Below are 23,625 nucleotides of genomic sequence, written 5' to 3'. Positions count from 1 at the left end.
AATTACTATGTTAAACAACACATTAAACACTTTAAAAGTAGCAGCACTTTTTGTTTCATTCACATTTTTTAGTTGTAAAACTGCTTCACCTGAACCAGTAAAAACTACCGCCTTACAAGATTTGACGGTAATTTCTAAAGATTTGAAATGGTCTGATAAAATGGCCTTAACACTTATGAAACGTCATCCTGAAGCTTATATGATTGACGATTCTAAAGCCCCAAAATGGGATTATGTACATGGTTTGGTTTTACATGGATTTGAAGAATTATATAAAAAAAATCCAGATCCAAGATATGCTGCATATATAAAAGGGTATGCCGATGTTTTGGTGGAAAGTGACGGAACAATAAAAACCTACGAAATAGAAAAATACAATATTGATATGATTGTGGCTGGTCGATTATTGTTTAATTTATATGATACAACAAAAGATAATCGCTACCTGATAGCAATGCAAACGTTGAAAAAACAATTAGAAAATCACCCAAGAACTAATAGCGGTGGATTTTGGCATAAAAAAATCTATCCAAATCAGATGTGGTTAGACGGGTTATATATGGGAGAGCCTTTCTATGCTCAATATACTGTGACTTTTGAAAATGGTAAAAATCTGGATGATGTAGCTAAACAATTCGAGCAAATTCAATTGCATGCAACTGATCCGAAAACAGGTTTGTTATATCACGGTTGGGATGAAAGTAAACAAATGCCATGGGCTGATAAAGAAACCGGAAATTCGCCAAATTACTGGTCAAGAGCTTTAGGATGGTATGTAATGGCTTTGGTTGATGCATTGGATTATTTTCCTAAAGATCATCCAAAACAAAAAGAATTGGTTGGTTATCTGAATAATGTTTCGGAGAGTTTAGCGAAGTATCAGGATAAATCAGGACTATGGTATCAGGTGACAGATAAAATGGGTAAAGAAGGAAATTATTTAGAAGCTTCGGGATCTTCAATGTTTGCTTATGCTTTTGCAAAAGGAGCAAATAAAGGATATTTACCATCAAAATTTAAAAAATTGGCAAACAAAGCTTTTGACGGCTTAACAACCCAATTAATGAAAGTTGATGCAGATGGTTCTATTACGTTGACTCAGGCTTGTCAGGTAGCTGGTTTAGGAGGTACACCTTACAGAGACGGGTCATACGAATATTATGTGAATGAAAAAAAGAAAGATAATGATCCTAAAGCTACGGGACCTTTTATTCTGGCAGCTTTAGAATTAAACAGATAAAGATTATTCGAAATGAAATTTATAAAAATAACATCTCTTTTTTTATGCTGCATTACAGTACAAACTTTATTGGCACAGGAAAAGAACGAAAATAATTATTCGAAAGTCTGGGTAGCAGATCAGGGGGATGGAACGTATAAGAATCCTATCCTGTATGCTGATTATTCTGATCCGGATGCTATTCGGGTTGGAGATGATTATTATATGACGGCTTCTTCATTCAATTGTATTCCGGGTTTGCCGATTCTTCATTCGAAAGATTTAGTTAACTGGAAATTAATTGGATACGCACTATCCAAACAAAAGCCTTTGGAAGTATACAATAAAGCGCAACACGGAAATGGGGTTTGGGCTCCATGTATTCGATATCATAATAATGAATTTTATATTTATTATCCTGATCCTGATTTTGGAATTTATGTTATTAAAGCCAAAAAAGCAGAAGGCCCCTGGTCCGAACCGGTAATGGTAAAAGAAGGAAAAGGCTTAATTGATCCGACACCGTTGTGGGATGAGGATGGTAAAGCATATTTGGGTTATGCCTTTGCAGGAAGTCGTGCAGGAATAAAAAGTATTTTGTCTGTTTGCTCAATGAATCCGGATGGTTTATCTGCGAACAATGATGACGTAATGCTTATTGACGGTCATACAGATGAAGCAACTATTGAAGGACCTAAGTTTTATAAACGTAACGGCTATTATTACATATTCGCTCCGGCAGGAGGAGTTGCAACAGGATGGCAGACTGTTATGAGATCCAGAAATGTTTATGGACCTTATGAAAAAAAGAAAGTAATGGATCAGGGAAAATCGACTGTAAATGGGCCTCATCAGGGAGCGTGGGTTCAAACGCAAACAGGTGAAGATTGGTTTATTCATTTTCAGGATCAGTTTGCTTATGGCAGAGTAGTTCATTTACAGCCTATGAAGTGGCAGAATGATTGGCCGGTAATTGGAAGCGACGAAGATAAAAATGGTACTGGTGAGCCTGTTATGGTTTATAAAAAGCCAAATGTGGGTAAAAAATCATTTCCTGTTGAAGCACCATCGGAAAGTGATGAATTTAACAATCCTAAACTTGGACTTCAATGGCAGTGGCATGCAAATCCACAGATAACCTGGGGACTTCCTACAGCAATGGGATATTATAATTTAAGTTGTATTCCTACGCCAAAGGAGTATAACAATCTGTTTGATGTTCCCAATTTACTTTTGCAAAAATTACCTGCAAATGAATTTACAGCTACCACAAAAATTACATTTAATTCCAGATTTGACGGCGAATATACCGGATTACTAATTATGGGATTGGATTATAGTTTTTTATGTCTGAAACAAGAAGAAGGAAAATTATTTCTTTCACAAAAAACAGCTTTGAAAGCTGATAAAAAAGGAATTGAATCTGAAAGTAAGAGAATTGCAGTAAAAGATAAAACGATTTACTTACAGGTCAAGGTTAAAGCAGGCGGGATTTGTAATTTTTTCTATAGTGAAGATGGCCAGAGATTCAACCCAATCGGCGAAAGTTTTACTGCCAGAGAAGGAAAATGGATTGGTGCAAAAATAGGGCTTTTAGCACTTAGGGAGGGAATTATAAACGATGCAGGAAGTGTCGCAATAGATTGGTTCAGAATTACTAAATAGAAAAAAAATGATTAAATTAAAAAAAACAGCATTATTACTTTTAGTTAGTATTAGCTTTTGTGTAAATGCACAGGAAAAAAGTAAAAAATGGCCGGACTTAATAATGAAAAGTTATTCTGCCTGGTTTGGTTCAGAAGAAGGAAGGAAAATAGCCGACAACGTGCTGCTTTACCAAAGAGATATCGGCGGCTGGCCAAAAAATATCCAGATGCTAAAAGAATTGACTGAGGATGAGAAGAGTAAGTTAATAGCACTGAAACCTTCAGGAAAAGATTGCACCATAGACAATAGAGCTACGACACAGGAAATACTTTTTGTATCTAAAATGTATGCGCAGACAAAAGAAGAAAAATACAAGGATTCATTTTTAAGAGCAGTTGATTATTTACTTTCGGCACAATATCCTAATGGAGGATGGCCTCAATACTTTCCATTAAAAAAAGGATATTATACGCATATCACTTATAATGATAATTCAATGGTGGATGTTTTGAATGTATTGCGGGAAATAGCAAATCAAACAGAATATTATAGTATAAAACCTCCACAAGAAACGGTGGATAAAGCTAAAATTGCTTTCGAAAAAGGAATTGATTGTATCTTAAAAACGCAATACAAACAAAACGGTGTTTTAACGGTTTGGTGTGCACAGCATGATGAAGTTACTTTTGCTCCGGCCAATGCAAGAGCTTATGAACTTGCTTCGTTGAGCGGAAAAGAATCTGCCAAAGTAACCTTGCTATTAATGTCTATTGATAATCCTTCACCCGAAATTAAAACTGCTGTTATAAGTGCTTATGATTGGTTTGAAAAAACAAAAATCACAAATCTAAAAGAAGAGCGTGTATATGATGCTGAAGGAAAAGTTATTGGTAAAAAAATGTATCCTATGGAAGACGTTGCGCCAATTTGGCCAAGGTTTGCAGAACTTGATACCAATGAACCTTTTTTCTGTGATCGTGACGGAGTTAAAAAGAGATTTCTAACGGATATTGGAGAAGAAAGAAGAAATGGTTATTCATGGTATTCTAATGAGCCTAAGGAAGTTCTGAAAAAATATAAAAAGTGGGCAAAAAAGTATAATTCAGAAAAAACGGATTCAGAGTAAATTTCTTCAATAGTTATAGAATCTTATTTTCATATTTATATCAGTGAATAAGTACTTGTGTTTTAAAAATTAAATTATGAATATTAGACTTCTTTTCTTTGTATTGTTTTCTACCGCCATTTTTGCTCAGGATAATAAATTTCCAACAGCAAAAGTCGATTCAATCGTCAATAGAATTCAGTTGCCTAAAATTCCTTCTTATCAAATTGATGTTGCAAAATTGGGTGCCAAAGGTGATTCAATTTCTAACAGCAAGCCTTTCTTTGATAAAGCGATGGCATTGTGCAAAAAAAATAACGGAGGAACAATTGTAGTTCCAAAAGGAATTTATTTTTTAAAAGGACCGATTCATTTTGTAAGCAATGTCAATTTGAAGATTGAAAAAGGAGCAAAAATTAAATTCAGTGACAAACCAGAAGATTATTTGCCAATGGTTTTAACCAGTTGGGAAGGCACTATGCTCTATAATTACAGTCCGTTAATTTATGCCTATGATTGCACAAATATTGCTTTAACCGGTGAAGGAATTATTGATGGAGAAGGAGGAAAGATCTGGAAAAGTTTTAAAGCACAAGAGGGAAAAGGCAAAGATCTGAGTCGTGAAATGAATCATAATAACATTCCTTTAAAAGACAGGAAATTTGGAACAGGTTATTTTTTACGTCCGCAAATGATTCAGTTTTTTAACTGCAAAAACATTTTGGTTGAAAATATCCGTATTGAGAATTCTCCTTTTTGGTGTTTACATTTGTTGAAATCAGAAAATATAACAGTTAGAGGAATTAGTTATAAATCATTAAATTATAATAATGACGGCATTGATCCTGAATATGCCAAAGATGTTTTAATCGAAAACGTAACTTTCAACAACGGTGATGATAATGTGGCTATAAAAGCCGGAAGGGATCATGAAGGAAGAGCAAATTCAGTTACACCTAGCGAGAATATCATTATTAGAAATTGTAATTTCAAAGGGCTTCACGGAGTAGTTATCGGCAGCGAAATGTCTGCCGGGGTACAAAACGTGTTTGTGGAAAATTGTAAAACAGTTGGTTATTTAAAAAGAGGGATTTATTTAAAAACTAACGCTGACAGAGGTGGTTTTATAAAAAATGTTTTTGTTCGAAATATCCAATTAGATGAAGTCGAAGACTGCCTTTATATAACAGCCAATTATCATGGCGAAGGGAAAGGATTTCAGTCTGAGATATCAAATGTGTCTTTCTCCGATATTTCCTGTAATAAAGCATCGGCTTCAGGAATCGTTATTCAGGGATTCGCAGATAAAAAGATCAAAAATATTTCTTTAAATAACATAGAAATTAAATGGGCTAAAAATGCCATATCAAGTACAAATGCTGAGAATGTAATTCTGAATGAAGTTTTCATTGGGGAGAAAGCTACAGTTCCTTCAGCAGCGAAATAGTTAATAAAAAATAAAAAAATGAAACATTATATTTTAATTTTGTGGTTGATTTCAGCCACTTGTTTTGCACAAAAAACTACCGTTTATACGATCGGAGATTCGACAATGGCAAACAAAAAGGATCCTGAAAAAAACCCGGAACATGGATGGGCTCAGGTACTACAGTCTTTTTTTAAAGATAATATTGTTATCGACAATAGAGCCTTAAATGGAAGAAGTACCAGAAGCTTTATCGATGAAAAGCAATGGGATGCGGTTTATGAAAAGCTAAAAAAAGGAGATTATGTTTTTATTGAGTTTGGACATAATGACGAAAAAAACATGGATTCATTACGTTACACAAATCCACATACAGCATACAGACATAACTTAATTCGTTTTGTAAAAGAAAGCCGTGCAAAAGGAGCAACTCCAATTTTATTGACTTCAATTGCAAGAAGAAATTTTAATGAAAAAGGGGTGTTAATTGGTACACACGGAGATTATCCTTTGGAAACAAGATTGGTTGCGCAGGAATATAACGTTCCATTTATAGATTTAGAATATTATACGGAGTTATTGGAACAGTCTTACGGTCCTGAGAAATCAAAACTGTTGCATTTGCATTTTAAAGCCGGAGAAAATCCTTTTTATAAAGACGCAAAAGATGATGATACACATCTTTCCTTAAAAGGCGCAACAGAAATTGCACAAATAGTGGTTAATCAAATAAAACTTTTAGAAGATCCTTCTGTTGATAAACTTAAAAAAGGAATTAAATAAAAACTTTGATTAAATAAAAATCGTATCCTAAACTATTTATTATTACAGTTTTGGATACGATTTTCTATTTAAAAAGAATTATTTCTTTTGTAACGGACTAATAATCTGAACATTTTGAAAAACAATCGCTCCTTTTACAACTCCGGCAATTGTGCTTCTTAAAGCATCAATAATTTGCATTTTTAGTTCGCTTTTAGGGTAAATTAAACTTACTTCACGTGCCGGTTTGGGTTCTTTAAAATTACGCAATTTTAGTTTGTCAGATTCTTTTAAATCTAGAGTGTGAAGGTATGGAAGTAATGTTGTACCCAATCCTTCATCGGCTAATTTTATGAGTGTTTCAAAGCTTCCACTCTGTATTTGAAAATTATTCTGCTCTGTATCGGAACCGTTTTTGCATAAATTTAATATTCCATCCCTAAAACAGTGGCCATCCTGTAAAAGCAGGATTTCATTAATATTCAAATCAGATACTTCGATTTCTTCTTTCTGAAAATTAGAATGATGTTCCGGGATATAAGCAACAAAAGGTTCAAAGTATAATACAATTTCTTTTATCTTTTCATCTTCTAATGGAGTTGCTGCAATTGCGGCATCTAAATGACCATTTTTTAGTTTAGTGATGATTTCATCTGTATTTAACTCTTCTATTAAAAGCTTAACTTTTGGATATTTTTTTATAAAATTATTTAAAAACATTGGTAAAAGAGTAGGCATAATGGTTGGAATTATTCCTAAACGAAATTCACCACCAATAAAGCCTTTTTGCTGTTCAACAATATCTTTTATTCTGTCAGCTTCATTCACAATGTTTTTAGCCTGATTTACAATCTTTTGTCCTATATCGGTAAGCTGAATGGGCTTTTTGCTTCTGTCGAAGATTAAAATTTTAAGCTCTTCTTCAATTTTTTGAATTTGCATGCTTAAGGTTGGCTGCGTAACAAAACATTTCTCAGCAGCAAGTGTGAAATTTTTATGTTCGGCTACTGCTAAAACATATTGTAATTGAGTAATAGTCATTTTGATAGTATTTTGTGATGCAAAAATAAGAAAATATAATTTTTTTTTATAATTATTTTTATAAAGTTATTTTAGGGTTGTAAAAATCATACTATAAAATACATAGAAAATGAAAACCAATATTTTAGGACTACCCGTTAAAAAGTCAGTCTGATTTATAAAATCGAAAGAGGAATCCTGAACAAATCAGGTTAAATTAATGATGAGGGAACCAATTCTATGATGAGTGACTTCATCGCTGAGCAGTAAAAACCATTTGGATTATGAATGCCTGGCTAGAAGAAGAATTGTAAGTGTTTGTAATTCAAAAAGCTATAAACAGAATGCCTGAGAAGATTATTATATTTTTTTTATAAATGTTAAATTTATATAAAAAAATCAGCCTTTTTGCTTTGATTTTATCCGTTAACCATTATTTTTGCCCACATGAAATTAATCGCTCGTATATTATTATTCATATTTATTGCTTTTTTATCAACACCGACAGTGGTGACGTTGATTAAAAAAAGCAGTGATACGTCTATGTTTTTCAGTTTTTCTGAAGAAGAGCATTCACATAAAGAACTTAAGGCAGCAGTTTATCCGGCAATATTTCAACATGAAGTAGGTGTTCCGGTTTATATTGAGAAAAAAACTATAGTGTCTGAAAATATTGTAAAATTAGACAATATTTCTCCGAGCATATTTGCTCCCCCTCCTAACTTGGCATAATACTTCCGATTATTTTGAACAAACTGTATTTATCGTAAATGCAGTAGACCTTTAATGTATCAATTATTTAGTATTGTATTATGACAAAAAAAATTAATCTTTTTGCCAACCTTAAGTCTGACTTTGCTTCAGGTTTAGTGGTTTTTTTGGTGGCTCTTCCGTTGTGTTTAGGTATTGCAATGGCTTCCGGAGCACCTTTGTTTTCTGGAATTATCGCAGGTGTTATTGGTGGTATTGTGGTAGGTTATTTGAGTCAGTCACACATTAGTGTTTCGGGACCGGCAGCCGGATTAACAGCGATTGTTTTAACAGCTATTACTGATTTCGGCGCTTTTGATGTGTTTTTAATGTCTGTTTTTATTGCAGGATTAATTCAGTTAGCATTAGGTTTTTTAAAAGCCGGAAGTATTTCAAATTATTTTCCAACAAATGTTATTGAAGGAATGTTAGCCGGTATTGGTATTATTATCATTTTAAAACAAATACCACATGCTTTTGGTTATGATGCAGATTTTGAAGGAGATCAGGCATTTATTCAACATGATGGAAGTAATTCGTTTTCATTTTTATTTGATGTGATTAATCACATCAATTTAGGAGCAGTAGCGGTTTCTTTAGTTTCTTTAGTGATATTGATTTCATGGGACAAAGTTTCTTTTTTAAAGAAATTAAAATTAATTCCGGGGGCCCTTATTGCTGTAATAGCTGGTGTAGTTTTAAACGAAATTTTTATTTCATCGGGAAGTTCATTGGCAATTGCAAAAGAGCATTTGGTTTCTTTGCCCGTTCCACAATCTTTTGATGAGTTTAAATCGATTCTGATAATGCCGGATTTTACTGCAGTGACTAATCCGCAGGTTTGGGTTGTTGGACTTACAATAGCTATTGTGGCGTCTATCGAAACATTGTTGTGTATTGAAGCTGCGGACAGAATGGATGTTCAAAAGCGTTATACTGATACAAATGTTGAGCTAAGAGCACAAGGGATTGGTAATATTTTAAGTTCGCTTTTAGGAGGTTTGCCAATGACATCTGTTGTAGTGAGATCTTCTGCAAATAATAATGCAGGTGCAAAATCTAAAATGTCAACCATTATTCACGGAATACTTTTGCTAATAAGTGTACTGTCAATTCCAAGTATATTAAATAAAATACCATTGGCAACTTTAGCAACTGTTTTAATTTTAGTTGGATACAAACTGGCTAAACCTGCTACGATTATTCATTTCTGGAAAAAAGATAAAATTTATCAATTTATTCCATTTATTGCTACTTTAGTATTTGTAGTGGCTACAGATTTACTGAAAGGTGTTGCTTTAGGAATAATTATCAGTATTATTTTTGTTTTGAGAGGAAACTTAAAAAGAGCTTACAGCTTTAAAAAAGAACAATACGAAGATGGGGATGTTATTTATATCGATTTGGCACAAGAAGTTTCATTCTTAAATAAAGCAGCCATCAAACTAACATTAAGTGAAATTCCTGAAAATTCTAAAGTAATTATTAATGCTCATGACACTGAGTATATTGCACATGATGTTTTAGACTTAATCAGGGAGTTTAAAGAAACACGTGCTATTGATGAAAATATCAAAGTAAAATTGAAAGGTTTCAAAAAGGCATACCAACTGGAAAATACTCCGGACATAAATAACCATGTTTCGATTGAACATTATTATGATGTTGCTAAAAGAGCTTTAGTGAAGAAAGAAACATCAAAAAATGAAGAGTTTTAAAACAAATTAAATTAATTAAGGTATTTCTGAAGTACAGGAAATATTAAAATTTAAATAACTTTACATAAGTACTTTTATAATAGAAATACCATTTAAACTAAATAAAAAAATGAAAGATTTTTATAAGCAAATATTAGAAAACAATAAGGAGTGGGTTGAAAAATCATTGGCACTTGACCCTAATTTTTTCGCAGATTTAGCTAAAGGACAAACACCGCCATTATTATGGATAGGGTGTTCAGACAGCCGTGTTCCTGCAAATGAAATTATTGGGGCGAAACCGGGGGAGGTTTTTGTACACCGTAATATTGCCAATATGGTTGTCCACTCTGACATGAACATGTTAAGTGTTTTAGATTATGCTGTTAATGTGTTGAAGGTAAAGCACGTTATTGTTTGCGGACATTATGGTTGTGGCGGTGTAAAAGCTGCAATGGGAAATATGTCTGTAGGAATTATCGATAACTGGATTCGTCATATTAAGGATGAATACCGTCTACATGACAAATATTTGAATTCAATTGAGGATGAAACGGAGCGTTTTAATGCTTTTGTTGAAGTTAATGCTAAAGAGCAGGTTTACAATCTTGCAAAGACTTCAATTGTACAGGGTGCCTGGAAAAATGGCCAGGATTTAACACTTCACGGTTGGGTTTATGGATTAAATTCCGGTTTTGTTACGGATTTAAATGTAAATATCAGTTCAAATGATGAACTGGATGATGTTTATCAACTAAGTTTATAAAATGAATCGCCCTGAAAAGGGCGATTTTTTTTTATTCGTTTTCATCCAGGTTTTCATTAAAAGCAGATGGTAACATTTTGGGAATAAATTTGATTAGAATCGGTAATAACAAACCTCCTCCGGGAAGCAAAAATATTGTCAGGGACGGAATCGTTTTACAAATGTCTAATATTTGTTTTTTGACTTTCTTCTTTTCTTTTGGATCCAAATCACGATGGGTAGAATGTGCCAGTAAAACCATCAATTCCTTGCTTTGAACAATTTCTTTAATTAATCTGTTTTTATTTCTTATAATCAATTTTACAACACTTTGCGTCATTTGATCGTAAAAATGTTTTACCGGATTAGAATAATTAAAGTAGGGGATTTCCTTTTTATAAGTAGTGATAAAGGCATTGGTTGTTGTGATGCTTTTGGTTATGAAATCGTCAGAAACACCCATCATTGATCCTAAAGAGTATAAAAAATAAGCTTCTTCATTTTCTACTACACCATCACTCCATAAAGCCATTCCTGCCATATCAATCAAATAATACAATTCCAGCTTATTGCTGAAATAGTCCAGTTGTAAAGTCTCTAAAGTCTCTACGGTAACTTTTGAAAATTTTGAATATCGGATAGAAGCTTCAAAAAGTTTAATTAATAAATCATCATGCTGTGATTTTATCGTTTTGGTTTTTAAAGCCAAACCAACAATTCCAAGTACAGTTTCTTCAATTCGTTTTAAGTATTTTTCAGGAATTTCGCCATGAGCGAGATATTGTCTGAAAGCCAAAACATCAATAAATAATAATGCATTGGTAACCAGATGAGAAAAGTTTTTACTTATAATACTGTCATTGGTCTGGACTCTTTCATCAATAATACTTTCTAAATCCAGGGAAGGAGTATCTTTTGGCAGTAAAATTTTAAACAAATTAAACCCTTCAGGATTCATTTGTTTGTAGAATTTTAAAACTTCGGTTATAAAATTTTTGGGTTCAGAACTTCTTTTTTCTAAGCAAAAAACACCATATAAAGTATTTAATAAGGCAATTTTAGAAATTTCGGTTTTAAACCAGCCTTTTATAGGAACAGGAATTTGGGAATCTATAGATATGATATGCCCATAGATAAAGCCGGTTTCTCTAACTTTATGATAAAATGAATCTATAGTTTCAAAAGGAATAGCTTCTGAGAACTTTTGTTCACTAAAAAATTTATCTATCCAACCTGGAGCCGAAGGGTTAATCATTAACTTAAGTTTGAGGTTGTAAAGCTATATCTTTTTCTTGTGCTAAGATTGATTTTTAAATGAAATAACCGCCAGATTTGTGAAAAATGAAAGTTCTGTTTTTTTTTTACTTTATGATTCCTGAACAGGCAACTCTGGCCCCTGCATTCCCGGAAGGTTGTGAGGTAAAATCATCAACTCCCTGATGTACGATTAAACCTTTTCCTAAGATGTTTTTGGTTTCATCTTCACAGCCAATACACCATTCATCAGTTGTCATGGTTATAGTTCCGTTTCCTTTATCATCTGCGGTAAAATTACCTATGTCGCCTTTATGATATTCGCCAACTCCCCATTTTCCGTGTTTTTTAAAAGTAGGATTCCAGTGTCCTCCGGCAGAACTTCCGTCAGCGGCAGTACAATCTGATTTTTCATGAATGTGTATGGCATGCACTCCAGGCTGTAAACCTGCCATTTTCGCAACAAAAGTAACTTTGCCATTTTTTTCGGTAAAAATAGCTGTTCCGGTTACTGTACTATTGCTTTTTGGTTCTAAAGTAATAGTTAAAGTTTTTGCATCACTTGATTTCGTATTGGTTTTACAGCCAATAATTAAGGCTGTAATTATAATGAAAGAGATAATTAATTTTTTCATCTTCAAAGCTTTTAAATTAAATAATAAGTAAAATTAGCATAAAATGCCTGAACTATTTATTTGTAAAAGTTAAAAAAACCTCAAATTAAAGAGTAATAATTTAAGATTAGTTTTAAATATATACCCAAAATATTGATTAAATTCGTATAGGTTTGAATGTGGAATTTCAAAAATTAAATTTTGGGATCAGCTAATTTTAAAGCTTAACGTTATGATTAAAAATATTTTAGCAGTAGTTTTTTTAGGAATTGTATTAATTTCCTGCAATGTCTTTAAATGCAAAAAAGGAGATTCGGTTTCTAAACTTGAAGGAAGCTGGGAACTCAATTATATTACCGGACCAAGAATTGCTTTTGATGGTTTGTATCCTGATAAAAAACCAACGATCAATTTTAATTTAAAAGAAAATCAGGTTTCAGGAAATAACAGTTGTAATTCTTTTACAGGAAAGATTATTGTAACAGGTAATAAGATTGATTTCACGCAACCAATGATAAGTACGAAAATGATGTGCATGGACGGACAGGGAGAACAGGTCTTTATGAATACTCTGCAAAAAATAACTTCATATAATATTACTGATAACGGTAAGACTTTAAATTTCATGTCTGGAGATATCGCTATGATGCGATTTACCAAAAAATAAAAATTATTTTTTAACTCTATAAAATATATTTTTATGAAAACGAAATTGTCAATTTTATTAGTGTTGTTTTCTTTTTTAAGTATGGAGTGTTTTGCCCAGGAAAAAACTAAAAAAGAATTAAAAGCAGAAAGAGAACTTGAAAAACAAAAGAAAATCAAAACTCTGATTGATTCGAAAAATTTTATATTTGAGGCCCAAAAAGTCATACCACAAGGAGGAGGGTTTATTATTTTGGATTATAATACCTATTTTTTAAAATTCAATACAGAAAAGACAACTTGTGATCTGCCATTTTTTGGACGTGCCTACAATATAAGTTATGGAAGAGACGGCGGAATAAAATTTGAAGGAAAACCCGAAAAGGTTAGGATTGAAAAAAGAAAGAAAAGTTATATAATCAAAACTACAATAAAAGGTAAAGAGGATGTCTATGATCTTATGTTTACTATTTTCTTTGATGGAGGAACAACGCTTTCGATCAATAGTAATAATAGAGCATCAATTTCTTATGATGGAGAAATAAAACCATATGCACCTGATGAAAAAAATAATAATTGAGATTCTGTCCATCAAAAAATGAAAGCGGTAACAATTTAAATCAGTTCCCGCTTTATTATTTAATAAACTATTTATTTGTTTTTACTTCGTAAATAGCATTCACCATTCCGTTATGAGGAGTGTCTAAAGTAAGTTCCCAAAACATGATACCGCCTAATTTTTTAGATTTCACATATTCTGTTTTGGCTTTTATGGAAGTTAAATCATCACCGGTAGCAAATGTTTTTTGTTTCTCATTGTACCAGTAAGGCGCTTTTGCTTTATTGTCATAAAAATATTTCCAGCCATTAGCTTCAGTATAAGTTGAAGCAAAATTTTTGAAAGAAACTCCTTCGATATGTTCACCGGCCTGATATAAACCGTTATTTATGTTTTCTACATTTTTCCATGTTCTTGTGTAGAAAGCACCACCGATAACTAATTTTTCAGCGGGAATTCCTAATTTTAATAAATAAGTAACCGCTCTGTCTGTTGATTCTTCATTTTTATTTGTGCTGTATAATGGTGTATGATGACCGGTAACTTTAGAATATCCGTTTACTAAATCATAACTCATAATGTTGACACGATTTACCAAAGGAATTACTTTTTTCCATTCCACAGATTCATCCAGATATTTCTGAAAACCTCCTGCTGCAAAACTTAATTCGTAGTTTTTTCCCAAAGTGCTACGCAAAATTTTGATCAGTTCAGTGAAATTTGTTCTGTCAGCTGCCTGGTATAAATGACCGGGAAGACCTTCGATTGCAGGATACTCCCAATCCAGATCTAAGCCATCTACTTTAAAATTATCACTGACTTCTTTTACAGATTTTGCAAAAGTTAATCTTCCTTCAGCTGTTGAAAACGCAGCTGAACAAGGTTCGCAGCCACCCCAGCCACCAAGAGATAAAATGATTTTAAGTTGTGGATTTGTTGTTTTTAAAGAGACCAAGTGTTTGATTGTAGTAGAATCTTTTGGAGAATCAACGCTTAGTTTACCATCTTTTAAATGACAGAAACTGAAAATAATCTGATTCAGTTTATTTACTTCGTATTCATTGATTAGTTTATCATCGCCCGTATAATAAGCAATAATATCCATTTTTTTATTTTTTTGTGCGAAGATGTTTGTAGTAAAAGTCCACAATAATAAAAAGGTAATTAGGCTAATTTGTTTCATTTTTTAAGCAATTAGTTTTTGAAATGCTAAATATAAAACATTAGAATTGAAATTTCACTATAGAATATGTAACGTAAATGTAATTTTAATAAAGATTTGTGAAATGGAGTTTAAAACATATTGGAACGTTATTTAAACCATATAAGTCATATAAGAAAATTTAAGTGGTGTGTTTAGAATGTGTTTTTAGTTAAAATATAAGAAATTAGAATTCGCAGCCAATATCGACAAAGTATATTAAATGAACTTATATGACTTATATGGTGAAAAAATAAAAAAATAAACCCGCACAGTTTCGGACTGTACGGGTTTAGACAAATTAAACGCTAAAAACTATTTTGTATTAGAAGCAGTATTCGTTTTCTGCAACTAATTTAGATGTAATTGTTTCTCTTAATGCGACTACGTTTGGCATGTTTGTATATTTTGTAAAACGGCGTAATCCCATTAGCATCATACGTTGTTCATCACCTTCGGCAAAAGAAATTATTCCTTCTTTTCCTTTTTGATTTACAATATCTACTGCTTTGTATAAGTATAATTTTGCCATCGCAATTTGCTCCTGTACTTTAGCTTCTCCTTGGTTTTTGGCTAATTTTTCAGTTCTTAAAATAGTACTTTCTGCCATGTAGATTTCGATTAAGATATCAGAAGCAGCCATTAATAACTGTTGGTGAGCATCTAAATCCGGGCCATATTTTTGAACAGCACTTCCGGCAACCATTAAGAAGACTTTTTTCAGGTTAGCGACAATTCCTTTTTCTTCAGCAAACAACTCAGAGAAATCCGGAGCATCAAAAGATGGAATTCCCATTAATTCTTCCTGAACTTTCATTGCAGGTCCTAATAAATCAACATGGCCTTTCATGGCTTTTTTGATCAGCATACCTACAGAAAGCATTCTGTTGATTTCGTTTGTTCCTTCATAGATACGAGCGATACGGGCATCTCTCCAGGCGCTTTCCATTGGAGTGTCTTCTGAGAATCCCATTCCACCAAAAATCTGAATTCCTTCATCAGCACAGTTTTGAACATCCTCAGAAACAGCTACTTTCAAAATAGAACATTCGATAGCATATTCTTCAACACCTTTCAATTCAGCTTCCTGATGAGAAGTTCCTTCTGCTTCACGGGCAGCAATTCTGTCTTCGATATCCTTAGCAGCACGGTATGAAGCACTTTCGCCTGCATAAGCACTAGTTGCCATCTCAGCTAATTTATAACGAATAGCTCCAAAACTTGCAATTGCAGTATTAAATTGAATTCTTTCATTAGCATATTTTACAGCCCCCGAAGTAACTCTTCTTTGAGCATCCAAACAAGCAGCAGCCAATTTAATACGTCCAACATTTAAGGCATTCATTGCAATCTTGAAACCGTTTCCTCTTTCTGACAACATGTTTTCAACCGGAACTTTAGTTTCATTGAAGAAAACCTGACGTGTAGAAGAAGCACGGATTCCTAATTTATGCTCTTCTTCATTCATAGAAATTCCGTTTGACGGATCGTTTTCTACAATGAAACCTGTAATATTTTTATCATCACCAATGCGGGCAAAAACGATGAAAACGCTGCAGAAACCTGCATTCGAAATCCACATTTTTTGTCCTGTAATTTTATAATGCGTTCCATCTTCAGATAAAACAGCTTTTGTTTTTCCAGAGTTAGCATCAGATCCAGCACCTGGCTCGGTTAAGCAATATGCTCCAAACCATTCTCCGGTAGCCAATTTAGGAACGTATTTTTTCTTTTGCTCCTCAGTACCATAAAGTGTAATTGGCATCGTTCCAATTCCGGTATGAGCACCAAAAGCAGTTGAGAAAGATCCTGTAGCACCGGAAATGTAATCGCAAACCAACATGGTAGATACGAACCCCATTCCTAATCCGCCATATTCTTCAGGAACTGCAACTCCAAGAAGTCCCAATTCACCCGCTTTACGCATGCTTTCTTCGGTAAAAGCATAATCTTTTTTCTCAAAACGATTTTTGTTAGGCCAAATTTCTTTGTCTACAAACTCTTTTACAGAGTCACGCATCATTAATTGCTCTTCAGAGAAATCTTCTGGTGTAAAGATATCTTCACACTTTGTTTCTTTAACTAAAAACTGACCACCACGGGTTACGTTTTTTTCGATTGTATCTGCCATTGCTTTTGTTTTTTAGGTGAAAGATGAAAGAATCAAGAAGAAAGATTTTAATCTAACTTACCTATGAAACCTGTTGTCATCTTTTGAAATTCAATTATTTTGTTTTCTATTTCTTCTGTTTTTTCTTTTGATAAATAGTCGTTTTGACATGCTATCAATAATTGTGTTTGCAATTCAAATGAAGATCCTAAACTTATATTCAAATAATGCTGAAAATGTTTATTACCTCTATTGGAGCCTTCGGCAATATTTGAAGGCATTGAAACAGAACATCGATTCATTTGATTAGATAAGCTATAAGTTTCTGATTTTGGAAAAGTTGAAGTCAGTTTATAAATATCATTTGTAATATTCATTGCTAAAATCCAAATTTTCAAATTCTTAAAATTGTGTTTCATGTTTTTGAGTCAAGTTAAGAAACTAAAATTAAAAAGTAGGTTTTTTATTACTTTTAATAAAGCTTGTTTTTTGAAACATTTACTTCATCTCAAAATTAAAGCCTTTCTCCTTTTGCCTCTTTCTCAAAAAAAGTATCTATTGTCTTGCTTCTTTGCTCTTTCTTTTCTTTTAAAGAACTTCGTAAATTCCTGCAGAACCCTGTCCAGTCCCCACACACATACTCACAATCCCGTATTTATTACCTCTGCGTTTCATCTCATCAAATAACTGAACAGAAAGTTTGGCTCCTGTACATCCCAGCGGGTGACCTAAGGCGATAGCTCCACCGTTTACGTTTACGATATCCGGATTTAAACCTAATTCACGAATTACAGCCAAAGACTGAGAAGCAAATGCTTCGTTTAATTCAACCAGCTCGATGTCTTTCAATTCTAAACCGGCTTGTTTCAACGCTTTCGGAATTGCTTTTACAGGACCGATACCCATGATTCTTGGTTCAACGCCAGATGAAGCAAAATTTACTAATCTGGCAATTGGCTCAAGATTCAATTCTTTAACCATGTCCTCACTCATGATTAAAACAAAAGCAGCACCGTCACTCATTTGTGATGAGTTACCGGCTGTTACACTTCCGTCGGCAGCAAAAACCGGTTTTAAACCTGATAATGCAGCAATAGAAGTTCCCGCTCTTGGACCTTCGTCTTGTTTTACAACGTATGATTTAGTTTCTTTTTTACCATTTTCATTGATGAAAGTCTGTTCAACCGTAATCGGAACGATTTGTTTGTCGAATTTTCCTTCTGCCTGCGCTTTCAAGGCTTTCATGTGAGAGTTGTATGCAAACTCATCCTGATCTTCTCTGGAGATTTTATATTGGTTGGCAACCGCTTCAGCAGTTAAACCCATTCCCCAGTAATAATCTTCGTGACCTGCAGCGGCAACTTTATAATCCGGAGTTGGTTTGTAACCTCCCATCGGAATAAAACTCATACTTTCAGCTCCACCGGCGATAATACAATCTGCCATTCCTGATTGGATTTTCGCAGTCGCCATTCCGATAGTTTCAAGCCCGGATGCACAATAACGGTTTACTGTAACACCAGGAACATCTTCAACTTTTAATCCCATTAAAGAAATTAAACGTCCAACGTTCAAGCCTTGTTCTGCTTCCGGCATGGCATTTCCTACCATCACGTCATCAATACGTTTTTTGTCGAAATCTGGCAGTTCATCCATCATAAACTGAATCGTTTCTGCTGCTAATTCGTCAGGTCTTTTAAATCTAAAAACCCCTTTTGGTGCTTTTCCAACTGCGGTTCTATATGCTTTTACTATATATGCTGTTTTCATTTGTTTTTGTTTTTTAAGATTTTTAGAAGAAAGAGGCAAGAGAAAAGACAAAACTAGTTTTGAAGTCTTGCTTCTTGCATCTTTGCTCTATTTTCTAATTACGAAGTGGTTTTCCTTTAGTTAACATATATTGAATTCTTTCTAAAGTCTTACGCTCAGTACAAAGAGATAAGAAGGCTTCACGTTCGATATCTAATAAATACTGTTCAGATACTAAAGTAGCTTCAGATAAATCACCTCCGGCCATTACGTAAGCCAGTTTGTTAGCGATTTTTTTATCGTGCTCAGAAATGTATTTTCCGGCTTCCATTTGATCTGTTCCAACTAAGAACATTCCCAATGCCTGTTTTCCTAAAACCTTAACATCAGTTCTTCTAATCGGCTGTGTATAACCTGCTTCTGCCATTAACAAAGCATGTTTTTTAGCTTCAGCAATCTGACGGTCTTTGTTTACTACGATAACATCTTTTCCATGTTGAAGAAGTCCGGTTTCAAAAGCTTCATAACCCGAAGTTGAAACTTTTGCCATTGCGATTGTTAAGAAATACTCTTGAAGAACATTCAATTCCACATCATTTTTACGGAATAAATCAGACGCTCTTAAAGCCATTTCTTTAGATCCACCACCACCAGGAAGTACACCTACACCAAATTCAACCAATCCCATGTACGTTTCTGCAGCAGCAACCACTTTATCAGCGTGTAAGCTCATTTCGCATCCACCTCCAAAAGTCATTCCGTGAGGTGCAACAACAACTGGAATAGAAGAATAACGAACGCGCATCATTGTGTCCTGGAACAATTTAATTGCCATGTTCAATTCGTCGTATTCCTGCTCAACCGCCATCATGAAAATCATTCCGATATTGGCACCAACAGAGAAATTCGCTGCCTGGTTACCAATAACCAAACCTTGATATTCTTTTTCAGATAAGTCGATTGCTTTATTGATGGCCTGAAGTACATCGCCACCAATAGTATTCATTTTAGATTGGAATTCTAAATTCAAAATTCCGTCTCCTAAATCCTGAATAATGGCACCACTGTTGCTCCAAACTTTTTTGCTTTCGCGAATGTTGTTCAGAATAATGAATGAATCTTGCCCAGGAACTTTAGTTTGAGATTTATTTGGGATATTATAGAAATAAGTCGCTCCTTCTTTTACAGAGTAGAAACTCTCGCTTCCTGAAGCTAACATTTCAGTAACCCACGCAGCAGGCTCTAAACCTTCTGCTTTCATGATTTCGATTCCGTTGGCAACACCAATCGCATCCCAAATTTCGAATGGACCATTTTCCCATCCAAAACCGGCTTTCATCGCATCATCAATTTTAAATAATTCGTCTGAGATTTCAGGAATTCTGTTGGAAACGTACGCAAACATTCCGGCGAAACTCTTACGGTAGAATTCACCGGCTTTGTCTTTTCCTTTAACTAAAACTTTAAAACGATTTATTGGTTTATCAATAGTTTTTGTTAGTTCAAGAGTAGCAAAATTCGCTTTTTTAGCAGCACGATATTCTAATGTATCTAAGTCTAAAGACAAAATATCTTTGTCTACTTTTTTGTAAAAACCTTGTCCCGTTTTGCTCCCTAACCAATTGTTTTCCATCATTTTGTTGATGAAATCAGGAAGTTTAAACAATTCGTGTTGTTCGTCGTTAGGGCAGTTTTCGTAAATACCGTTGGCAACGTGTACCAAAGTATCTAAACCAACAACGTCAACGGTACGGAAAGTAGCCGATTTTGGACGCCCAATTACAGGTCCGGTCAATTTATCAACTTCTTCAATTGTTAATCCCATTTCTTTCACTAAATGGAATAAACTCTGAATTCCGTAAATACCAATTCTGTTTCCAATAAATGCCGGAGTATCTTTAGCAACAACCGAAGTTTTTCCTAAGAATTTAGATCCGTATTCGTTTAAGAAATTCAAAACTTCAGTTGAAGTTTTCGGACCCGGAATAATTTCAAATAATTTTAAGTAACGCGCAGGGTTAAAAAAGTGAGTTCCGCAGAAGTGTTGTTGAAAATCTTCGCTTCTTCCTTCGCTCATAAAATGAATCGGAATACCGGATGTGTTTGAAGTAACCAAAGTACCCGGCTTACGGAATTTCTCGATTTGCTCAAAAACCAGTTTTTTGATATCCAGACGTTCCACTACAACCTCAATAATCCAGTCAACATTGGCAATTTTTGCCATATCATCAGTTGTATTTCCAGTTGTGATTCGGCTTGCGAATTTCTGACTGTAAATAGGGGACGGTTTCGATTTTAATGAATTCGCCAGATGCTCGTTTACCAAACGGTTGCGAACGGCTTTACTTTCAAGTGTTAATCCTTTTTTAGTTTCAGCTTCTGTCAACTCGCGAGGTACGATGTCAAGCAGTAAAACTTCAACACCAATGTTGGCAAAATGGCAAGCTATTCCTGAACCCATAATTCCGGATCCAATTACAGCGACTTTTTTAATTGTGCGTTTCATTTTCAATTTTTTCTGTTTGATTAAATATATTTTTATCCTGAATTAATTCGTTTATAATTTCAGAAACTTCGATAAAATGTTTTAGTTTTTCGTCAGAAACATGTTTTCTTACCGTTTCATTAAATTTCAGTACCGTATTTTTAGATAATTCCCTTTTTTCTTTTCCAAATTCGGTTAGGTAGATCAAAACACCACGACCGTCAGATGGGTTTTTTTTGCGAACAATAAGACCTTTGTCTTCCATTGATTTTAATGTTCTCGTTAAGCTCGTAGCTTCCATGCCCATTCTTGGCCCCAAGGCTGTAGATGGAGTTCCGTCTTCTTTGTCAATACTCAAAAGAGCAAATCCTGTCGCCATGGTGGCGTCATATTTGGCAGCTTCCTCATTATACATTCTGGAAACGGCCTGCCATGTAGCCCTTAAAATATAATCTATTGTTTTATCTTTCATAAGTAACTATATCGATTTCAAATATAATCAAAAAATACTATGCATGCATATAATTTTATGATAATTTTTTAATTAGTGAAAAAATATCTCTGAATCAGAGGTTTTTTAGGTTCTTTTTTTAATTGAAATATACTATTCTTTTTTAAGTTTAATGAATTTAGGAATGTAAAAATTGCTGTTACAACAATTTAAATTGTTATAATTCCTTATTATATAAAAGCTTGTTTTTGTATGAATAAATTTTAAAGATCATACTTAGCCAATGCTTTTTGAAGTGTTTCCTTCATGCGCCTCTTTAAATTTTCAGGGCGCAAAACCTCAATCCCGCAGCCAAAACCCAATAAAAGACGTTCCATCTCATAATTGGGAGAAATAAACAGATGAATAATAATACTTCCATCTTCATTTTCATTTATTACTCTTTGCGAATGATGTAAAGGTTTCGTCAAAATATAAGGAGCATTTTCACGATCGACCCATATTTCAATTCTTCTGGGTTGTAAACCTCCATTTACGGTAACGCCAATGACATTCTTATAAAATAGCTCAGCATCAAAATCTTCATCCAAATAAGTAAGGTTAAAATCATAATCAATCGAAACAATCCGGTCAAGAGCTAAATTGCTAATAGAAGCTGAGCCTTTCCTTTTCCCGATTAAAAACCAGCGGTTATTGAATTCCTTCAAAATAAAAGGATGAAAATGAAATGTACTCTGTTCTTTCGACTTAAATGATTTATAAGTCAGCACCAAAACCATTTTCTTGATGATCGCCTGGTAAATTTCATCCAGATAATGCAATCCTTTTAGTCCTTCATTTTTATCCAGATAAATAACCGGTTTTGTATGTGATTTCTCCGAGTAAATTTTATCCTCCAAACGCTGCAGAATATCCGATACATCACTGAATAAAGAAAAGTCCTTAAACTGTTTCAGCATCGAAACCGTTTCTGTCAAAACATTCATATCGGTTTCAGTCAGCGGAATATCTGTTATTGTAAATTCGTTGTCTTCATATTTATAATACTTTTTATCATAAACGACAATCGGGGCATTATAACCCAGTTTTTCGCTTCTCATCAGCTGAATATCCATCTGAATCGTTCGCTTGCTGATTGGGTTTTCACGGCCTTCATATTCAAACAAAGCTTCAGAACAGCATTCGATCAAATCCTCCAAAGTCCATTGCCGGTATTTATTCTGCAGGCATTTGTCAATCGTTTTATACCGAATTAAGGCGTTTTTGTTTTGTGACATAGTTTCGTTTTTTTGGGCGTGCCCCAAGGGTCGGGCTTTCCATTGCAATCTTTTGTTTTTTAAAGGAAAAAACAAAAGGATTTCCACTGCAATCCCTCACGCATTTGGTAATAAGAAATTTCGTTTTTATAGTATTGAAAAATGATTTTGATTTCAATTTTCCATTCCAATTTTCTGTAGAGACGTACTGCAGTGCGTCTTTCGCGATGTGAAATGAATTGTGGTTACGTGTGTTAGATGCACTGCTGTGCATCTATACATAAATACGTGGTGAATATATTTTTAGGTTAATAATAAAATCTCCTTTTCAATATTAGCTCTTGCTTTTTCTTCAAATTGATTTCGGAAAGTTTCCGTTTGAAAAATAAATTCATTTTCGAGAAAATGTTTCAACGCTTTTGCGCGTCCGGGTTTGTAGAGAAAATCAGGATATATGCGGTATTCCTTTCGAATCTGTTCAAAATAGATTTTATAATCTTTCCAATTTCTGGCCAGAATCTTCAAATCAAAATCGATTAGCCAGTTGATATCTTCTATTTCATTATGCTGATGCTGTTGAGTTGCACAAATAGCATCAAAAATCAATTGTTTATTGAGCATAGTATTTCCAGACAAAATCTCCAAAGCATATTCAGCACTTTTGAGTTCATTATCTTTTTTCGAACTCACATAAATATAATCGTGGTAAAAGATCGAATACAAGACTTCATTAGAAAAGTGAAGTTGGTCTAAATACTTTTCAAAACTAAAAATCATATCCTGTATATGAGTAAGATTATGATAATGCCTTAATTTTTTAGAATAGGCTTTTTCTAAATCCAGCCAGTGCTGTAGAATATCATTTTCGTGAAAACCAATTTTCAAAAGCAATTCAGTATATTTCTGCTGTAAATCCATGCTCTTTTTTAC

Annotated in this window: 21 protein-coding genes and 1 pseudogene; 11 read left to right on the top strand and 11 right to left on the bottom strand. The window is 33.8% G+C overall.

From position 1 onward, the window contains the following. Window positions 1–7: 7 nt before the first annotated feature. The 5 genes from ACEN92_RS08620 (at window position 8) to ACEN92_RS08600 (ending at window position 6,180) form a co-directional block, all read left to right on the top strand. The gene (locus ACEN92_RS08620) at window positions 8–1,240 is read left to right on the top strand and encodes a glycoside hydrolase family 88/105 protein (RefSeq protein ID WP_495641962.1); all 1,233 of its coding nucleotides are present in this window, start codon (window positions 8–10) and stop codon (window positions 1,238–1,240) included. Between the two features lie 12 nt (window positions 1,241–1,252). Next, entirely contained in the window at window positions 1,253–2,884 is a 1,632-nt protein-coding gene (locus ACEN92_RS08615) for a glycoside hydrolase family 43 protein (protein ID WP_495641961.1), read from the top strand. Window positions 2,885–2,891: 7 nt separating this feature from the next. Next, the gene (gene pelA / locus ACEN92_RS08610; protein ID WP_495641960.1) at window positions 2,892–3,992 is read left to right on the top strand and encodes a pectate lyase; all 1,101 of its coding nucleotides are present in this window, start codon (window positions 2,892–2,894) and stop codon (window positions 3,990–3,992) included. A gap of 76 nt (window positions 3,993–4,068) precedes the next feature. Beyond that, window positions 4,069–5,418: a glycoside hydrolase family 28 protein gene (locus ACEN92_RS08605; RefSeq protein WP_495641959.1), complete on the top strand. Its 1,350-nt coding sequence runs from the start codon at window positions 4,069–4,071 to the stop codon at window positions 5,416–5,418. Window positions 5,419–5,436: 18 nt separating this feature from the next. Next, window positions 5,437–6,180, top strand: a complete 744-nt coding sequence (locus ACEN92_RS08600; protein ID WP_495641958.1) for a rhamnogalacturonan acetylesterase — start codon at window positions 5,437–5,439, stop codon at window positions 6,178–6,180. A 78-nt stretch (window positions 6,181–6,258) separates the two neighbouring features. Here ACEN92_RS08600 and ACEN92_RS08595 read toward each other — a convergent pair whose 3' ends face one another. After that, complete coding sequence (locus tag ACEN92_RS08595; protein ID WP_495641957.1) at window positions 6,259–7,200, bottom strand: LysR substrate-binding domain-containing protein; 942 nt, start codon at window positions 7,198–7,200, stop codon at window positions 6,259–6,261. Between the two features lie 153 nt (window positions 7,201–7,353). Here ACEN92_RS08595 and ACEN92_RS08590 point away from each other — a divergent pair. The 4 genes and pseudogenes from ACEN92_RS08590 to can form a co-directional block, all read left to right on the top strand. Beyond that, window positions 7,354–7,493, top strand: a pseudogene (locus ACEN92_RS08590) (DNA starvation/stationary phase protection protein); the annotation flags it as partial. Between the two features lie 133 nt (window positions 7,494–7,626). Beyond that, window positions 7,627–7,911 (top strand): hypothetical protein, encoded by a 285-nt coding sequence (locus ACEN92_RS08585; protein ID WP_495641956.1) that lies wholly within the window; start codon window positions 7,627–7,629, stop codon window positions 7,909–7,911. 80 nt (window positions 7,912–7,991) lie between these two features. Next, window positions 7,992–9,647, top strand: coding sequence for a SulP family inorganic anion transporter (locus tag ACEN92_RS08580; RefSeq protein ID WP_495641955.1), 1,656 nt, complete (start codon window positions 7,992–7,994; stop codon window positions 9,645–9,647). A gap of 109 nt (window positions 9,648–9,756) precedes the next feature. Beyond that, window positions 9,757–10,392: a carbonate dehydratase gene (gene can / locus ACEN92_RS08575; protein ID WP_495641954.1), complete on the top strand. Its 636-nt coding sequence runs from the start codon at window positions 9,757–9,759 to the stop codon at window positions 10,390–10,392. Window positions 10,393–10,423: 31 nt separating this feature from the next. On the opposite strand, the gene ACEN92_RS08570 is transcribed toward can, so the two are convergent. Then, window positions 10,424–11,626 (bottom strand): LETM1-related biofilm-associated protein, encoded by a 1,203-nt coding sequence (locus tag ACEN92_RS08570; RefSeq protein ID WP_495641953.1) that lies wholly within the window; start codon window positions 11,624–11,626, stop codon window positions 10,424–10,426. 106 nt (window positions 11,627–11,732) lie between these two features. Next, the gene (locus ACEN92_RS08565) at window positions 11,733–12,260 is read right to left on the bottom strand and encodes a superoxide dismutase family protein (protein ID WP_495641952.1); all 528 of its coding nucleotides are present in this window, start codon (window positions 12,258–12,260) and stop codon (window positions 11,733–11,735) included. A gap of 211 nt (window positions 12,261–12,471) precedes the next feature. Here ACEN92_RS08565 and ACEN92_RS08560 point away from each other — a divergent pair, with 211 nt between their 5' ends. Beyond that, the gene (locus ACEN92_RS08560) at window positions 12,472–12,906 is read left to right on the top strand and encodes an META domain-containing protein (protein WP_495641951.1); all 435 of its coding nucleotides are present in this window, start codon (window positions 12,472–12,474) and stop codon (window positions 12,904–12,906) included. 33 nt (window positions 12,907–12,939) lie between these two features. After that, window positions 12,940–13,464: a DUF4251 domain-containing protein gene (locus ACEN92_RS08555; RefSeq protein WP_495641950.1), complete on the top strand. Its 525-nt coding sequence runs from the start codon at window positions 12,940–12,942 to the stop codon at window positions 13,462–13,464. Between the two features lie 67 nt (window positions 13,465–13,531). Here the strand turns inward: ACEN92_RS08555 and ACEN92_RS08550 are convergent, their stop codons facing one another. The 8 genes from ACEN92_RS08550 to ACEN92_RS08515 all read right to left on the bottom strand — a co-directional run bounded on the left by ACEN92_RS08550 (window position 13,532) and on the right by ACEN92_RS08515 (window position 23,613). Next, window positions 13,532–14,626, bottom strand: coding sequence for a glycoside hydrolase family 18 protein (locus tag ACEN92_RS08550; RefSeq protein ID WP_495641949.1), 1,095 nt, complete (start codon window positions 14,624–14,626; stop codon window positions 13,532–13,534). Between the two features lie 343 nt (window positions 14,627–14,969). Beyond that, window positions 14,970–16,775, bottom strand: coding sequence for an acyl-CoA dehydrogenase FadE (locus tag ACEN92_RS08545; protein WP_495641948.1), 1,806 nt, complete (start codon window positions 16,773–16,775; stop codon window positions 14,970–14,972). Between the two features lie 47 nt (window positions 16,776–16,822). Continuing rightward, window positions 16,823–17,173 (bottom strand): four helix bundle protein, encoded by a 351-nt coding sequence (locus ACEN92_RS08540; RefSeq protein WP_495641947.1) that lies wholly within the window; start codon window positions 17,171–17,173, stop codon window positions 16,823–16,825. A 169-nt stretch (window positions 17,174–17,342) separates the two neighbouring features. Continuing rightward, a complete protein-coding gene (locus tag ACEN92_RS08535; RefSeq protein ID WP_495641946.1) occupies window positions 17,343–18,524 on the bottom strand; it encodes a thiolase family protein in 1,182 nt (393 codons plus the stop codon). Between the two features lie 94 nt (window positions 18,525–18,618). Beyond that, complete coding sequence (locus tag ACEN92_RS08530) at window positions 18,619–21,009, bottom strand: 3-hydroxyacyl-CoA dehydrogenase/enoyl-CoA hydratase family protein (protein WP_495641945.1); 2,391 nt, start codon at window positions 21,007–21,009, stop codon at window positions 18,619–18,621. Then, window positions 20,993–21,460, bottom strand: coding sequence for a MarR family winged helix-turn-helix transcriptional regulator (locus tag ACEN92_RS08525; RefSeq protein WP_495641944.1), 468 nt, complete (start codon window positions 21,458–21,460; stop codon window positions 20,993–20,995). Before ACEN92_RS08525 ends, ACEN92_RS08530 begins: the two co-directional genes overlap by 17 nt. Window positions 21,461–21,702: 242 nt before the next feature. Then, on the bottom strand, window positions 21,703–22,716 hold the full coding sequence (locus tag ACEN92_RS08520; protein ID WP_495641943.1) for a helix-turn-helix transcriptional regulator: 1,014 nt from the start codon (window positions 22,714–22,716) through the stop codon (window positions 21,703–21,705). A 282-nt stretch (window positions 22,717–22,998) separates the two neighbouring features. Then, window positions 22,999–23,613 (bottom strand): HD domain-containing protein, encoded by a 615-nt coding sequence (locus tag ACEN92_RS08515; protein ID WP_495641942.1) that lies wholly within the window; start codon window positions 23,611–23,613, stop codon window positions 22,999–23,001. Window positions 23,614–23,625 lie beyond the last annotated feature (12 nt).

It is taken from the genome of Flavobacterium sp. Flavsp81, assembly GCF_059491325.1.
Note: the sequence above shows the minus strand (reverse complement) of the source record. Positions and strands in the feature narration are given on the sequence as shown.